General features: G+C 34.0%; 14 protein-coding genes. 3 read left to right on the top strand and 11 right to left on the bottom strand.

Annotated features, from left to right (window positions below):
- Positions 1 to 214 precede the first annotated feature (214 nt).
- From B0M43_RS18360 to B0M43_RS18345, 4 genes are all read right to left on the bottom strand, one after another.
- Complete coding sequence (locus B0M43_RS18360; protein ID WP_078007644.1) at positions 215 to 2,602, bottom strand: ATP-dependent helicase; 2,388 nt, start codon at positions 2,600 to 2,602, stop codon at positions 215 to 217.
- 152 nt (positions 2,603 to 2,754) lie between these two features.
- Positions 2,755 to 2,982, bottom strand: a complete 228-nt coding sequence (locus B0M43_RS18355; RefSeq protein ID WP_078007643.1) for a hypothetical protein — start codon at positions 2,980 to 2,982, stop codon at positions 2,755 to 2,757.
- Positions 2,969 to 3,175 carry a hypothetical protein gene (locus B0M43_RS18350; protein ID WP_078007642.1) on the bottom strand — a complete coding sequence of 69 codons (207 nt, stop codon included), beginning with the start codon at positions 3,173 to 3,175 and terminating at the stop codon, positions 2,969 to 2,971. The genes B0M43_RS18355 and B0M43_RS18350 overlap by 14 nt, the downstream gene beginning before the upstream one ends.
- A 4-nt stretch (positions 3,176 to 3,179) precedes the next feature.
- Positions 3,180 to 3,359 carry a DUF3606 domain-containing protein gene (locus B0M43_RS18345; protein ID WP_078007641.1) on the bottom strand — a complete coding sequence of 60 codons (180 nt, stop codon included), beginning with the start codon at positions 3,357 to 3,359 and terminating at the stop codon, positions 3,180 to 3,182.
- Between the two features lie 365 nt (positions 3,360 to 3,724).
- Here B0M43_RS18345 and B0M43_RS24770 point away from each other — a divergent pair, with 365 nt between their 5' ends.
- On the top strand, positions 3,725 to 4,102 hold the full coding sequence (locus B0M43_RS24770; protein ID WP_246860147.1) for a hypothetical protein: 378 nt from the start codon (positions 3,725 to 3,727) through the stop codon (positions 4,100 to 4,102).
- 483 nt (positions 4,103 to 4,585) lie between these two features.
- Here B0M43_RS24770 and mnmE read toward each other — a convergent pair whose 3' ends face one another.
- Complete coding sequence (gene mnmE, locus B0M43_RS18335; RefSeq protein ID WP_078007640.1) at positions 4,586 to 5,986, bottom strand: tRNA uridine-5-carboxymethylaminomethyl(34) synthesis GTPase MnmE; 1,401 nt, start codon at positions 5,984 to 5,986, stop codon at positions 4,586 to 4,588.
- A gap of 185 nt (positions 5,987 to 6,171) precedes the next feature.
- On the opposite strand from mnmE, the gene B0M43_RS18330 reads away from it, so the two are divergent.
- Positions 6,172 to 7,005 carry a universal stress protein gene (locus B0M43_RS18330; protein WP_065448501.1) on the top strand — a complete coding sequence of 278 codons (834 nt, stop codon included), beginning with the start codon at positions 6,172 to 6,174 and terminating at the stop codon, positions 7,003 to 7,005.
- Between the two features lie 65 nt (positions 7,006 to 7,070).
- Positions 7,071 to 8,843, top strand: a complete 1,773-nt coding sequence (locus B0M43_RS18325; protein WP_078007639.1) for a DNA mismatch repair protein — start codon at positions 7,071 to 7,073, stop codon at positions 8,841 to 8,843.
- A gap of 245 nt (positions 8,844 to 9,088) precedes the next feature.
- Here B0M43_RS18325 and B0M43_RS18320 read toward each other — a convergent pair whose 3' ends face one another.
- The 6 genes from B0M43_RS18320 to B0M43_RS18295 all read right to left on the bottom strand — a co-directional run bounded on the left by B0M43_RS18320 (position 9,089) and on the right by B0M43_RS18295 (position 15,278).
- The gene (locus B0M43_RS18320; protein ID WP_078007638.1) at positions 9,089 to 9,718 is read right to left on the bottom strand and encodes a DsbA family protein; all 630 of its coding nucleotides are present in this window, start codon (positions 9,716 to 9,718) and stop codon (positions 9,089 to 9,091) included.
- A 403-nt stretch (positions 9,719 to 10,121) separates the two neighbouring features.
- Positions 10,122 to 11,240 carry a DNA polymerase III subunit beta gene (gene dnaN / locus B0M43_RS18315; protein WP_065448533.1) on the bottom strand — a complete coding sequence of 373 codons (1,119 nt, stop codon included), beginning with the start codon at positions 11,238 to 11,240 and terminating at the stop codon, positions 10,122 to 10,124.
- A gap of 107 nt (positions 11,241 to 11,347) precedes the next feature.
- The gene (gene gldG / locus B0M43_RS18310) at positions 11,348 to 13,033 is read right to left on the bottom strand and encodes a gliding motility-associated ABC transporter substrate-binding protein GldG (RefSeq protein ID WP_078007636.1); all 1,686 of its coding nucleotides are present in this window, start codon (positions 13,031 to 13,033) and stop codon (positions 11,348 to 11,350) included.
- A complete protein-coding gene (gene gldF, locus B0M43_RS18305) occupies positions 13,033 to 13,758 on the bottom strand; it encodes a gliding motility-associated ABC transporter permease subunit GldF (protein WP_078007635.1) in 726 nt (241 codons plus the stop codon). Before gldF ends, gldG begins: the two co-directional genes overlap by 1 nt.
- A 224-nt stretch (positions 13,759 to 13,982) precedes the next feature.
- Positions 13,983 to 14,279 carry a putative quinol monooxygenase gene (locus B0M43_RS18300; RefSeq protein ID WP_078007634.1) on the bottom strand — a complete coding sequence of 99 codons (297 nt, stop codon included), beginning with the start codon at positions 14,277 to 14,279 and terminating at the stop codon, positions 13,983 to 13,985.
- A 171-nt stretch (positions 14,280 to 14,450) separates the two neighbouring features.
- Positions 14,451 to 15,278: an S-adenosyl-l-methionine hydroxide adenosyltransferase family protein gene (locus B0M43_RS18295; protein WP_078007633.1), complete on the bottom strand. Its 828-nt coding sequence runs from the start codon at positions 15,276 to 15,278 to the stop codon at positions 14,451 to 14,453.
- Positions 15,279 to 15,420 lie beyond the last annotated feature (142 nt).

Here is a 15,420-nt window from a genome sequence, read left to right as displayed (position 1 = left end):
GTTGTAAATTGCCTTTTTTGGGAAGTTATGAAAAGAGAATTTCATATGCCAGAGATTTGCTAGATAATAGATTGAAAGTGATGATTACTACATTAGTAGGCAAATAGCTTTAATAAAAAAGGAAAAAAAAGAACATTTTTACTTTGAATCTAAATCTATTAAAAAAAGCTTGGCACGATGTAAAGGAAAAAGTTATCAATCGAAATTTTATTTTTCAGAACTTCCACCATTTTTTATCCTTGTTTTTAGCTGTATCGGTAGCAATGTCTGAACCTAAACTCTCGCCTGAAATAGCTTTTGCATCTTTACCAAATTGCTGATCCTCTGAAGACTCTGCATCTGCAAGCTCATTGAGGTTCTCGACAAATGGATTTTTTTGGGACTTCAAATGAGATTGTAAATCCTGTGCAGAATCTTTATTAATATTTTCATTTGATTCTGAAGTAGAATCGTCGGTTATTTTTTGCAGGAAGCGGAAATTGAAGTCTATTGGCTTTTCTTTACCAATTTCAAAAAAGTCGATTATATATTGGTTTTTATCCAGATTTACTGCCTTGATTCTCCCTTTTTTAAATACCTGGTGGGAAACCAGATCCCCAACACCAAAAAGATCCTTATTTTCAGCATCGGAGTTTCTAGATGGCACTTTAGCGGCCTGAAGGATTTCAGGGCTTAACTTGCCTTTACGGATGTAAAACTCTTCACTGATTTCAAAGAGAAAACGAGATGGATATTTATTGAGCCCAGTTGTAAAATTATATCCTTCCGAATCGGTTATGTAAAATCTTTTCTCGGCGCGCGTAACTGCTACATAAGTAAGCCTTCTTTCTTCCTCAATGGCGCGGGTTCTTCTTTCTTTGATCGACAGCGCGCTTGGCAGCACGCCTTCGGTAAAACCGCAAAGGAAAACATAGGGAAATTCCAATCCTTTTGAAATGTGGATGGTCATCAGTTTTACCTTATCCTGATTTTCATTTTGGGTATCCAGATCGGTGTACAGGGCAATTTCCTGCAGGTATTCCTCGACATTGATGGGTTCTTTGTTTTCTTTTTCAAGCAATAGCATGGAACTGACCAGCTCCTTGATATTTTCCAATCGGTCTTCATCACCGTCTTTTCGGTACAACTCAGCCAGTCCGCTTCTCTCGAGTATTTCTTTGACCAGATCCGATATGGATTTTGTTTTGGCAAGCTCTTTTAGATTGGCGATCAAATCCAGAAATTCAGCGGCCCCTTTTTTGGACAATTCCTTGTCGGCGATGTTTTGTTCAAGGGTTTTGAGAAGCGAAAGGTTTTGCTCTCGTCCGAGATAACTCAGGCGCTCTATAAACTTCTTGCCGAGCCCCCTTGAGGGATGGTTAAACATACGAAGGAAGGATATATTATCTCCCGTTACAATAAGGCGTAAAAGGGATAAGACATCCTTTATTTCTTTTCTTTCAAAGAATTTAACTCCGCCAAAAATCGTATAGGGAATATTTTCCTTAATGAGTGACTGCTCTATGTTCCTGGAGATGTGATTGGCACGGTACAGTATGGTGATATCGGAATACTTTGCCTTTTCGGTTTTAATGATCTCCTTGATTTCCGAGGCTACCCATAGGGATTCCTCAAAATCATTTTTTCCATGAAAATGCACCACTTCAACTCCCTCGGGCTTTTCGGTTATCATATCCTTATCAACCCTTATTTTGTTGTTTTTAATAATGTGGTTTCCCACTTTCAGTATGTTGGGCGTAGAGCGGTAATTCTGGTTCATGATAATTGTTTCACAATTTGGAAACATCTTGTCAAAATCCACCAGGTATTCGGGTTTAGCACCGCGCCATTCGTAAATGGTCTGGTCAGGATCGCCAACAACAAATAAATTCTGATGAACACGCGAGAGCATTTCCACAAGCTCAAACTGGCTGTCAGAACTGTCCTGCGCCTCATCAACTTGTATGTAATGCATGTTTTGCTGCCACTTTACAAGTATCTCATTAAAAGTATTCAGGATATGTACCGTGAAATGTATCAGGTCGTCAAAGTCCAGGGCATAGTTCCGCTTCTGTTTATCGAGATATTTGTGAAATACCTTAAGTGATAAATCCTCGATGTTTTCGTCCTCAAAGCTTTTATTGGCCAGAATGTAGCTTAAATAATCAGATGTGCCTTTTGATTTGGAAATAAACTGCAGGACCTGCTTGAATGTCAGGTTTTTGGAGTTGATGTCCAGTTCGTTAAACACTTCGCGAAGGATGGTCTTTTGATCTTCCGCGTCAAGTATGATGAAATTTTTGGGATACTGGATCTTGTTTATTTCCTCGCGAAGAAACCGCACACAAAAACCATGATAGGTGGTAATAAGGCTCACATCATAGGTATCGCCTATGAGCATTTTTACCCTTTTTTTCATTTCCTGGGCTGCCTTGTTGGTAAAGGTCACGCAAAGTATATTAGAGGAATTTATCCCAAGCCTGTCTACTATATAGGCAAACCTTGAGGTGAGGGCTTTTGTTTTTCCTGATCCGGCCCCGGCAATCACGCGCACATACCCTTCGGTAGTTTCCACTGCCTGAAGCTGTTTCTTATTAAGGTTCTCTAAAATGGGATCAGTCATTTCGTTTTGATATGTTTAGGGATAGTACTGTTTTTTTTTGGATAGTATGCGTTGCATATTAATCAGATAAAATCAAAAAATCCTGAAAAGAATTTACCATAAAAATACTAAATTCTTTTCAAGATCTTGGATATCATTGTACTCTCTAACTGTTAAATATCCGAGAGTTTCGAAGGGTCAGTGGCCTCGGCAATGCTTTTTCCCTCAGGATTGTTTTTTTTGTCCGAAGCATCATCCAAGTAATCCTTCTGGTAGTCATTCAGGCGGCCGGCTTCTCCGGTACCTGCTCCGGGCTGCATGCTTCCCGAGCCGCTGTAGGCACTGTTGGCATTTTCGTTTGTATTTTCTTTGTCCTGTTGCGTGTTTTTATTCGTTTCCATGATTTTCACTTTTATCGGTTTTCTCTTTATGATTTTCCAGCAGCTCACGAGCCTGTTTGAGTCCGGTAGCTATGGCAATTCCTTCTTCTGCACCGTCCTGAAGCACGGCATTGGCGATCTCGACAGCCTTTTCGCGGAGTTCTGCGGGCTGATTTTTATAGGATGGGGGATAATCCCCATTATACCAAGGCATGACATTAATTATTTTCTGCCAGATAATCCCTGACATCATCCACTCTGGTACCTGCGGCCCTCACGGCTGTTTTTAATGTTTCCTGTGGCACATTGAACTTTTCAGACCAATACTGCACCTCATAAGATTCGTTTATATTGATCTGCGAGTCATCTGCTTTTCCGGTTTTCGTTTTATCATCCATGATTTTTAAATTTAATAGTTTACCCAAAGTTACTTTCAAAGATCATAATACTGTTATACTATAAATCACGATTTTTACAGGATTGCTATGATTACTAGTACTTTATGTAGATTTTATGAGCTCAATCCCTTTCAAATAAAAAATAAGTATGTAAAAGAGAAGACCATTTAAATAAATTCAAGCCTTTACCGGAGGTGAAGAAATTATATGCGGCAGTTCTGCTTGAAGTCTACAGAGAGTATACTAGTTTAATCATTAATTAAAAAAAGAAATCTCTTGAACAAATTGCAGTTTATGAAAAGAAATTGACCGTTGCCAGAAATTTATTAGTCACCGAGAAAATAGATGCTGGGGATTATCATCTTATGAAAATTGAATACAATGCTGCTATTACCAAGTTAGAGAAGGAGATTGGAAATGTAGATGACGATAGAGAGAATATAGAGTATCTAACAAACACGGGACTGAAAAACCTTTTAAAGCTAGGTGAGGCCTTTGATAATGCGAGTTTAGCTGATTCTCTAGAGATGATTGGTTTAATTTATCCTGAAAATTTCACATTTCAAGAAAACAAAATCCAAACCGCCAGGACCAATGAGATGACCAACTGTATCTACTTGGTAATCAATATATTATTTGTAAAAAAAAACGGGACAAAAGATGATATTTTTCTTTTGTCCCGAGTAACCCAACGATACAAATTCCAAACCACCTATTTTTTGAAGATTTGGAAAGGCTTTTAGGTAAAAATACATAATTATAATGTGTTTAATTGCAGTGTTTTAAGTATTCCTGCTTAATTTATTACTTTCAATTTTAAAGAAAATAATGTTTACAAAATTACTAAATTCATAAGATGTACAAACAAACTGTACATCTATAAAAACTGGATTGGATCAAATGTGGCCGTATATATGACTTGATTAAAGAACAAGAGACTCAGCGTAATTTTTTAACCATTAAAGAAGCCAGAAGTCTTTTTACAACACCGTGTTCAAAGAAATGTGATTTTAAGTGTCCCACTGTGACTATGTATGTCTACGTGTGCCATGATTGGCCAAAAAAAAAAATTTTTTACTCGCGTTTCCAAGGTACAAATAAGGTGCAAATTTATTCAAAACATCACATAATATCCAAAAGAAAAAGCAAATAAAAAACTGGTTAAAATATAGATAATCAATATTTTAACTAGTTAACTTGTTGTTGTTTTGCGTTATTTTGTCCTGCTATTTTCCGATGCAGAAATTAGCAAATATATTCCCCAATAGTTCATCATTAGATACCTGACCTGTGATCAACCCAAATTGGTATAAAGCCTCACGAATATCTAGTGCAATCAGGTCACTTGAAAGATTGGTTTCAAGACCATATTTCACTTTTTGTATTTCATCTAAAGCTTTTAGTAAAGAATCATAATGTCTTGTATTTGTAACAATTGTTTCGTTGTTACGAAGTGCACCTGTATTTACAAAAGAAAGTAATTCATTTTTCAAATCGTCAACACCAATTTTCTCTTTAGCTGAAATTAACAGCAGTTTTGCATTTAAATTTTCCAGCTTAGTTGTGATGTTTGACACTTCATTCGCAGATAATATATCTTTTTTATTTACTACAATTAATAAAGGTTTTAGCGGATATTTATTCTTGATTTGTTCAATTTCAGAAACAAATTCAGAACTTGAAACCTGAAATTTTAAACCATCAAATAAATAAATCACAACCTGTGCCTGCTCAATTTTTTCAAAAGTTTTCTTTATTCCTATGCTTTCTACAACATCTTTAGTTTCACGTATTCCGGCCGTATCGATAAATCTAAAACCAATGCCGCCAATAACCAATTCATCTTCGATAGTATCACGGGTTGTTCCGGCAATGTCAGAAACTATAGCACGTTCTTCATTTAATAAAGCATTTAGTAAAGTCGATTTTCCCACATTTGGCTCACCAACAATGGCAACAGGAATTCCATTTTTAATTACGTTTCCAACCGCAAATGAATCAATTAAACGTTTTAAGACAAATTCAATTCGGTTTAATAATTCATGAAACTGCGTTCTGTCAGCAAATTCTACGTCTTCTTCTGCAAAATCCAACTCTAATTCGATCAAAGAAGCAAAGTTTAAAAGTTCCTCACGCAATTTAGCAATTTCATTACTAAAACCACCACGCATTTGCTGCATGGCAATTTGGTGAGAAGCTTCATTATCTGACGAAATCAAGTCAGCAACTGCTTCTGCCTGCGATAAATCAAGTTTTCCGTTCAGGAAAGCCCTTAAAGTAAATTCACCTGCATCAGCCATACGACAGCCTTTTCGTAATAATAACTGAATAATTTGCTGTTGGATATAAGTAGACCCGTGGCAGGAAATTTCGATTGTATTTTCGCCCGTATAAGAGTTTGGTCCTTTAAAAACAGAAACCAATACTTCGTCAAGTGTTTTTGAATCATCAACAATATGACCCAAGTGCAAAGTATGTGTTTTTTGTTTGGTTAAATCTTTGTTTTTGATGGATTTAAAAACCGAATTTCCGATGGCAATCGCCTCAGAACCCGAAATTCGAATTATAGCAATAGCCCCGGCTCCGGACGGAGTTGCTAATGCAACTATAGAATCTTGATTTATCATGCCGCAAAGGTATAAAAAAAGCGATAAAGTTGAGCCTTTAAGACCTTAGCTAAAGCATGTTCTTTTCATCAATTAAAATATATTTTATCAATAAATTATTAAATGTTAAAATACTGATAATTGTCAGAGTATTTTTATTATAGAATGACTAAATTTGAGAGAACAACTTCTAAATCACAATCAAAATGAAAAAAATATTATTCCCCACAGATTTTTCCGAATGTGCAACAAATGCATTTGTGCATGCTTTAGAATTTGCAAAAGTGGTCAATGCTGAACTTATTTTGTTACATACTTTTGAAATTCCAGTATATGATAGCCAGTTTTTCCCGGAAAACTATGCAGCGATTTACAGCTCAATAGAATTGGCAAAATTTGAAATGTTCAAAGACGAAATTCCAAAGTTAAGAACCATTGCAGAAGAACGAAATTTAAGCGATATTGTAATAAAACACCGCCTGATGGATGGAGACTTGATTTATAATTTAAAAAATGCTGTTGAAGAAGATAAGGTAGATTTTGTGATTATGGGATCATCAGGAGAAACAGACTGGACTAAATTTTTTCTGGGATCCAATACAAGTTCTGTAATTTCAGAAATTCAGGTTCCTGTTTTATGCATTCCTGCTGATACAAAATTTAAAAAAATAAAAACAATAGGGTTTACAACCCGTTACCGCGAAAAAGATAAGGCTGAACTCAGAAAAGTATTGGATATTGCAAAAAAAACAAATGCAAAAGTAAAAAGTTTATATGTTAAAACATCGGGTTCTGATGTTTCTGATGTCACTATTAAAGAATGGGAAAGAGAATTTGCTAATGAAAATATTGAGTTTCTTGTCTTGCCAGGTGATGAAGTAAAAGAAACTATTCTTGATTTTATATTGTATAAAGACATAGACATCCTTACCACCATAACACACAAAAGATCATTTTTTGAAGGTCTTTTCGACTCTAGTTTTACTAAAAAAATAGCCAAAGAAGTTTCTGTGCCGGTTTTAGTAATGCACGAAACCTAAAATTTTGCTTTGATAGTAAATTTGTAAGTGTAAAACCTATATTTGTATTTCATTAAATTCAAAAAATGGAATCATATCAAAATAAAGTTGAGCGCTATACTGCAATTTTCAATAAAATCAATAAAAGATACAATAGTATAAGTATCCTGCGTCTTTTAAGTGTTTTTCTTTGTTTATTTTTATTGTTCTATTACATAAAAACAAACGAAATCTTATACGCTGCTTTTGCTTTTCTATCTTTTGTTGGTTTTCTTTTTTTGATGAGAGTTCATTCAAAATTGTCTTTTAAAAGAGAGCTTACAAAAGCCATTTTAAAAATTAATAAAGATGAAATTACGTATCTAAAAAGAGAAAAAATCCCTTTTGAAAACGGAATCGAATTCAACGATTTTCATCATCCTTATGCTTACGATCTCGATGTTTTTGGAGAACATTCTTTATTTCAGAACATCAACAGAACCGCTACTTTCATCGGAAAAAAAACATTAGCCAATCAGTTATTAAACTTGTCTTCTAATGAAACTATTCTGGAAAATCAGGAAGCAATTAGTGAACTTAAAACTAAAATAGACTGGCGTCAGGATTTTTTGGCTCTGGCAATGATTAGTAATGATTCTAAAGATTCATATGAATCACTACTTTATTGGAATTCATTTAAAAATAACACGCTACCTAAAGTTATAGTTGCATTATCAGTTATCCTTCCAGTCCTGTTTTTAGGTTTTTTAGCGGCCTATTTTATAACTTCAAAAACGATTATTTTATCGTATCTTACCTATATCTTTATCGCAAACCTAATGGTTTTGGGAAGATCCTTTAAACGCATTCAATCCGAAATTGCTAAAGCAGATAACGTAGATAAAATCATCAAGCAATACAGTTTATTGGTTCAGAAAATTGAAACAGAAACTTTTCAGTCAAAAAGGTTAATTGACTTACAAAAACAGTTAATTTTTAGAAATGTAACAGCAAGTACGCATTTAAAAGATCTTTCAGAATTGTTTTCAAGAATGGATACCATTAACAATTTAGTAACCGCGATTGTATTCAACGGAACATTTTTATTCAATCTGCATGTTTTAAAAGCGCTTTTAAAATGGAAAGACAATTATTCGACCGAACTCGAAAAATGGATTACAATTATTGGCGAATTTGAAGCTTTGAACAGTTTGGCAAATCTGGCCTATAACAATCCTGATTTTGTTTTTCCTGAAATCAATTCAGAATATAAAATCGGATTTTCAGACCTAAGTCATCCGTTACTTAATCCTGCAACAAGAGTAGGGAATGATACCCATTTTTATCCGCAATCCTATATGATTTTAACCGGTTCTAATATGTCCGGAAAAAGTACTTTTTTAAGAAGTTTGGGAATCAATATGGTGCTTGGTGGAATTGGTTCAGTGGTTTGTGCTTCAAAAGCTAACATGCATCCACTTCCAGTTTTAGTTTCAATGCGATTATCAGATTCTTTAGCTGATAGTGAATCCTATTTCTTTGCCGAAATTAAGCGTCTGAAACAAATTATGGATGCCTTAGAAGAACGTCCGGCTTTTGTATTATTAGACGAAATTTTAAGAGGAACAAACTCTGATGACAAACGAAACGGAACAATAGAAGTAGTCAAAAAAATCATTGCTAAAAATGCCATTGGCGCCATTGCCACACACGATATCGAAGTTTGCCTGACAACCAACGAATATCCTGACATACTAACCAATCAATGTTTTGAAGTAGAAATTCAAAACAACGACCTTCATTTCGATTACAAACTTCGCTACGGAATCTGCAAAAACAGAAGCGCCACTTTCTTGATGCAGAAAATGGGAGTTATTTAGGGATTTTAGAGTTCAGATTTTAGATTTTAGATTTTTGAATCTGTATTGTGAAATTTTACCGCAAAGCACTCTAGGTTTTTGATGAGTTGGTTTTATAAAACAGCAAAGTTCGCAAAGCTTTTTTTAAACTTTGCGAACTTCGCTTAAAACCTTTGAGTGCTTGCTGTAAAATTTATAAGTGACGTTTAATCTTAAATTTCATAAAGTGGCTAATAATCTAAAATCTGAACTCTAAAAATCTAAAATTATTTAATCACTTCCTTAATCGTATTCACAAAAGCCTCAACCGGCTGCGCGCCTGAAACCGCATATTTCCTGTCAAAAACAAAAAACGGAACTCCCTGTACACCAATTTCATTAGCTTCATGAATCTCTGAATGAACATCATCTAAATAAAGATTTTCATTTTCAATAACTTCTTTTACTTCATTTGAATCTAAATCAGCTTTTACAGCCAACTCTATTAAAGTTTCGGTATCATTTAAATCCCTTCCTTCAGTAAAATAAGCTTTGAAGAAAATTTCTTCTATTTCATCACCTAATTTTTTGGTTTTAGCCAATTGTATAATACGATGAGAGGTTAAAGAATTTGAAATAATAGCTTTATCAAAGTGATAGTCTAAACCAACGCTTTTTGCGCGTTCTGTGACACCTTTATGCATTTCTATTGATTGCTCAACCGAAATACCTTTTCGTTCTGCAAGAAACGTAAAAACGTCTTTGCCGGCTTGCGGTGTAATAGTAGGGTCAAGTTGAAAACTTTTCCACTCAATTTCAAATTCATTATTTGGAAACTCAGCTAAAGCGGTTTCCAGTTGTCTTTTTCCGATATAACAAAACGGACACATGATGTCCGACCAAATTTCTATTTTCATAATACAAAGTTATAAAAAAAAGTTTCAGCTTTCCTGTCTTGTGTTTTTTTACCGCAAAGCACACAAAGATTTTTCGCAAAGTTCACAAAGCTTTGATTTATAAAATAATGCAAAGTTCGCAAAGCTTTATATCGATTCAGCTTTGCGAACTTTTTTATCTTAAAAACAACCATTAAAAACTTTGCGTGCTTTGCGGTAAAATCAGCACAAACCATAGTCGCATTTGAACCTGAAACCTGAAACAAACAAAACTTTCCCACAATAAAAAACCGCAAATCTTAAAAAAAGAATTGCGGTTTCTAGGTATAAAAAATGGTTGGTTAATAGCGATATTTTTTTTTACAATGATATGTCTTTAATTTGAAACTAAAAAAAATCCCTGTAACAAAAAGAAGTTTTGATGTTAACTATTTAACATCACAGGCATTACCAACATAGTAACAGTTTCACCTTCTTCTAAACCATCAACTGGAGTTAGAATCCCAGCTCTGTTAGGTAATGACATTTCTAGCATAATCATGTCAGATTGTAAGTTGGTCAACATCTCAGTTAAAAAACGAGAGTTAAAACCAATTTGAAGATCATCTCCTTGATAATCACAAGTCAATCTTTCTTCTGCTTTATTAGAGTAATCGATATCTTCGGCAGAAACATTTAATTCAGCTCCTGCAATTTTTAAACGAATCTGGTGTGTTGTTTTGTTAGAGAAAATCGCCACACGCTTAACTGAACTTAAAAATAAAGAACGGTCGATCATTAACTTATTTGGATTCTCTTTAGGAATTACCGCTTCGTAATTAGGGTATTTTCCGTCGATCAAACGACACATTAAGATATAATTGTCAAATGAAAAAGTCGCATTTGAATCGTTGTATTCAATTTTTACTTCAGCATCAGAACTTCCTAAAATACTTTTTAAAATATTCAAAGGTTTCTTTGGCATAATAAAATCCGCTACCTGAGATGCTTTTACATCTGTACGGGCATATTTTACCAATTTATGAGCATCTGTAGCAACAAAAGTTAAGCCTTCCGGAGAGAACTGGAAGAAAACTCCAGACATTACCGGACGTAAATCATCATTTCCGGCAGCAAAGATTGTTTTACTTACGGCAGTTGCCAAAACATCAGCAGGAACAAGAGTTACTGAAGGATCTTCAAGATTTACAGATTTAGGAAATTCTTCTCCTGCAGCATATGCTAAAGCATATTTACCAGAATTTGAACTAATTTCAACCGTATTGTTTTCTTCAACTGTAAAAGTTAAAGGCTGTTCTGGAAACGTTTTCAAAATTTCAAGCAAAAGTTTCGCCGGTACAGCAACACTTCCTTTGCTTGTAGAATCGATTGATAATGTAGCAGACATTGTAGTTTCAAGATCCGAAGCTGAAACTGTCAACTCATTATTGTCTAGTTCAAATAAAAAGTTATCTAAAATAGGCAACGTATTGTTACTGTTGATTACACTACCTAAAACTTGTAATTGTTTTAATAAGTAAGAACTCGATACTATAAATTTCATCTCTTTTGTTTTATTTTTTTGCACTTTTTCTTAGTATTTCTTCAACTAAGATAGGTTTTACAAATATATCGTAAACAATCTTAGTTTCGCAATTTTTTTATTAACATCTATTTACTGTATTTTCTTTTACGGATGTAAGTAAAAGCCAATCCAAAAACTAATAATATTAGAATTGGAAGTCCGATAGTTATGAATTGCGTCAGGCTGTAATTCTTGTAAACTTTGTCTCCGTCTAATAAAGGCAAACTAACATCTTTGCTTCTAATGTTAATAAGTCCCGTATCATCCAGCAAATAATTGATACAATTCATCATAAAATCTTTGTTGTCGTATAAAATACCTGTACGCTGATCGTAACCTAATTCTACCGGCATCATGTTTTTATCCAATTGATTTCTGGCCAAATCTCCATCGGCAATCACAATCATTTTATTGGGTTTTCCTTTTGCTAAAAAAGAATTTTCCTTAAAAGGCAACACACGATTCTCGAAAGCCGAATGAAAAGAGCCTTCTAATAAAACAGAAAGTGGCTTGTTTCCTGTGTTGATGTAATCCTGAGGCGAAGTTTTTTCGGTTACGCTATTCAGCGTAATTTCCGTTGGAGTTCCAATTACTTTCGAATATTGCGATGATTGCAACAAAACTGTTTTTTTAATTCCGTTTTTCAAAGTGTCAATCGGACTGGCAAAATCAAATTTAATTTCCCCTAGATTTTTCACTATCGGATTATTGCTGGTTGGCGTTACAACAGGAGCAAATTTCCAGATAAATTCCTGGTATTGTGTAGCGCTTCCTTGCTCGCCGGTAGCTAATTTTAACTTACTTGCTCTTTCATCTTTTACCAGATCAGGATTAATTCTGAATCCGTATTTAAAGAACATATCATTCAGATTCAAATCTCTGGGGTAAGCTAAAGTTGCTCCGGATTGATTGTATAAACTGTCCATATCGGCCGCAACCTGATCGATAAGCCATAAAGTTTTTCCACCATTCATGATAAACTGATCCAAAACTTGTTTTTCCTCATCAGAAAAACTTTGGGTTGGTTTTGAAATAATCGCTAAATCGTATTTTTTTAAGGCATCTAAAGTTCCGGTTGGATTTTTAGTAACCGAATCTAAAGTAAAAGGTCCAATGTAGTAGCTTTCTCGAATTTGCATTAGCATTTTAGCAATATGAACTTCGTTCAACTCTCCGTTACCTTTTATAATGGCAACTTTCTTTTGCCTGTCTTTGCTAATTTTATTGATAGCATCTGCAATAGAATATTCTAAATGCTGAATAGATCCAATAACTTTTTGCGTAGTCGAAGCGCCCATTATGTTTTTCAACAAAGGAATATTAACTTCTTTATTGTTGTAAACTGCAATTGCCCACGGAAAAACCATTGCCTGAGATTGTTTTCCTTTATCGTCAACGGTAATGTTTATTGGTGTAAGGCCTTTTTGGTACAAAGATTTTACAACAGCCATGCTTTCGTCTTCGTTTTCCATAGGATTTACAAATTCGAAAACAATATTACTATTGTAGGCCTGAAATTCTTCCAGTAATTGTCTGGTTTCTTGTTGTAAGCGTTTAAAATCTGCCGGCAAATCGCCTTGCATATAAATCTTGATCGATAAGGGATTTTTAACCTGTTTTACAATTTGCAAAGAGGTTTCTGATAATGTGTAACGTTTGTCTTTGGTTAAATCAAATCGGTGGAAAAATAAACTTCCTAAAACATTTAAAACGATTAAAACAAAAACAGTTATACCTAACGTTTTGATATTTTGTTGAGTAGATGTTTTCATTACGCTTTAAAAGATTTTAATTGATAAACGGTAAAAGACAGAAATAATACAGTGATACTCAAAAAGTAAATCACATCACGAGTATCAATTACGCCGCGGCTCATGCTTTTAAAATGATCCTGCATACCTAATGCCGAAATGATAGTAAACGATCCGGGAATCAATGATGCTAAACCTTCAAATCCAAAATAAAAGATAAAACACAGAAAAACAGAAATAATAAATGCTACAATTTGATTTTCAGACAGGGTAGAAGTAAAGATCCCAATTGCTGAATAAGCCGCAATAAGAAACAATAAACCAAAATAAGAACCAATTGTGCTGCCCATATCGATGTTTCGTTCTGGTGAACCTAAAGCAGAAATTACTTTCACATATATAAAAGTTGGAATAATTGCTAAAATAATCAATAGGAGAGAACCTAAAAATTTCCCGTTTACGATTTCCCAAATTGATAAAGGTTTAGTCAATAGCAATTCTAATGTTCCTTGTTTTTTTTCATCAGAGAAACTTCTCATCGTAACAGCCGGAATCAGGAAAATCAAAATCCATGGCGCCAAAGTAAAAAACGGAGTCAGATCAGCATAACCGCTTTTCAATATATTATAATCTCCTTCAAATACCCATAAAAATAGTCCGTTGCTAATTAAGAAAATAGCAATGACCAAATAGCCAATAGGAGAGCCAAAAAAGGATTTTATTTCTCGTAAAATGATTGATTTCATATGTTTTGTTTCAAGTTTTTCTTGTTTCAGGTTTCAAGTTACTTTACTTTGAACTTTTCGTTTCTAAACCTTTTATATTATTTGTTTACTACTGTTTCAAGTTCCAGCTTTGCGAACTTTGTGTTTTCTAACCCTTTTAAATATTTTCTTTGCGTCCTTTGCGGTTAAATCGTTCTGATTTTCAGATCCAGCATATAACTTGAAACCTGAAACCTGAAACAATTTTAAGCTAAAGAAACTAACTTTTCCACACTCCACGCTTCAGGCTTTGCATTAAATAGCTTTTTTGTAAAACTCCAAACAGTATTAAAAAGCTCAGATTGTCTATAATTCTCTAGATCTTCTTCAGTTTCCCAATAACTGTAAGTAAAAAAGATGCATTTATCATTTTTATCCTGATACAATTCTAAAAAACGATTTCCTTCTGCATTTCGTATTTTGTCTTTCACAGTTTCGAAATTCTCCAGAAAATCCGGAATTTTTTCTTCGTGAAAACTCATTTTTACTATTCTAACGAACATGTATACAATTTTAGATTTTAGATTTTAGATTGAAAAATCTTCAATACGCGCGCAAAAGTACCAAAATTGATTGTTCTTTTTAATAAAATTTTAAAATTCGAATTGTGAAATTCCAAATTCCAAATTTCCAGCATTATCAAATCTAAAATCTACAATCTAAAATCTAAAATTTTAAAGGAACTGAATCGTAATAACATCACGATAATTCAATCCCAAAAGACTATTTGCAGAACCAACTTTTGAAGGATTACTCCTGAAAATGGCAATTTCGAGAAATCCGGCTTCGTTAAAAATGGCTAGTTTTTCGCCTTCATAAGTTTTAATAGGATATTTATCCGAAGTAGCAATTGCAGAATAATTAGGTAGAATCGTTTTGATGTTTTTTGGTTTCATTACGATTTCATACGGACGGCCTTTAGCCACTTCAAGAAATTGCTGTCTCGAAATATTGGTAACAATATTCCCAAAGTGATCGATGTAAATTACGTAGCCTTTTAATGAATTTCCGTCATTTGAAACTACAGCCTGCAATTCGGTTATTTCTTTAATTGCTGAAATTTCTTTTCCAATAACATTCAATAAACCTCCTTTTGCAATATGACAGGCCACTTGTATAAAAATATCCAAATCACTGAATTCAATAGGAAAACGATCATGAATATTGATTTCGACAATTTTCTGCGGAACGATTTTCTGCGTAAGCATACTTAGAATTCCGTTATCTGCACAAATAAAGTAGTGGTCGTTCCATTGCATGGCAATATGCTGATTCTCTTTATTACGTTCAATATCTACTCCAATTAAATGCACTGTACCTTTTGGAAAGCTCAAATAAGAAGCTCCAACAATGTAACTTGCTTCTGCAGTGTTAAACGGATCGACGTCATGCGAAATGTCAACAATTGTAACTTCTGAATACTCAGATAAAATCTTACCCTTAAGCGAACCCACAAAGTGATCCTTTAAGCCGTAATCGGTAGTAAGGGTAATTATTGACATAATTTTGTTTATAACTATTGGTAGTATTTAAATCTAATTTTCATTAAATTTGAGAAATGCAAATCTAAGAATACTAAAATCAAATTGAAAGAAAGAAAAGACAAATTGCGATAAAATATAAAGTAGTCACCGTTTTCAGTTT

Origin of the sequence: Flavobacterium sp. KBS0721, assembly GCF_002007065.3 — a bacterium.
Taxonomy (GTDB): Bacteria; Bacteroidota; Bacteroidia; order Flavobacteriales; family Flavobacteriaceae; genus Flavobacterium; species Flavobacterium piscis.
Note: the sequence above shows the minus strand (reverse complement) of the source record. Positions and strands in the feature narration are given on the sequence as shown.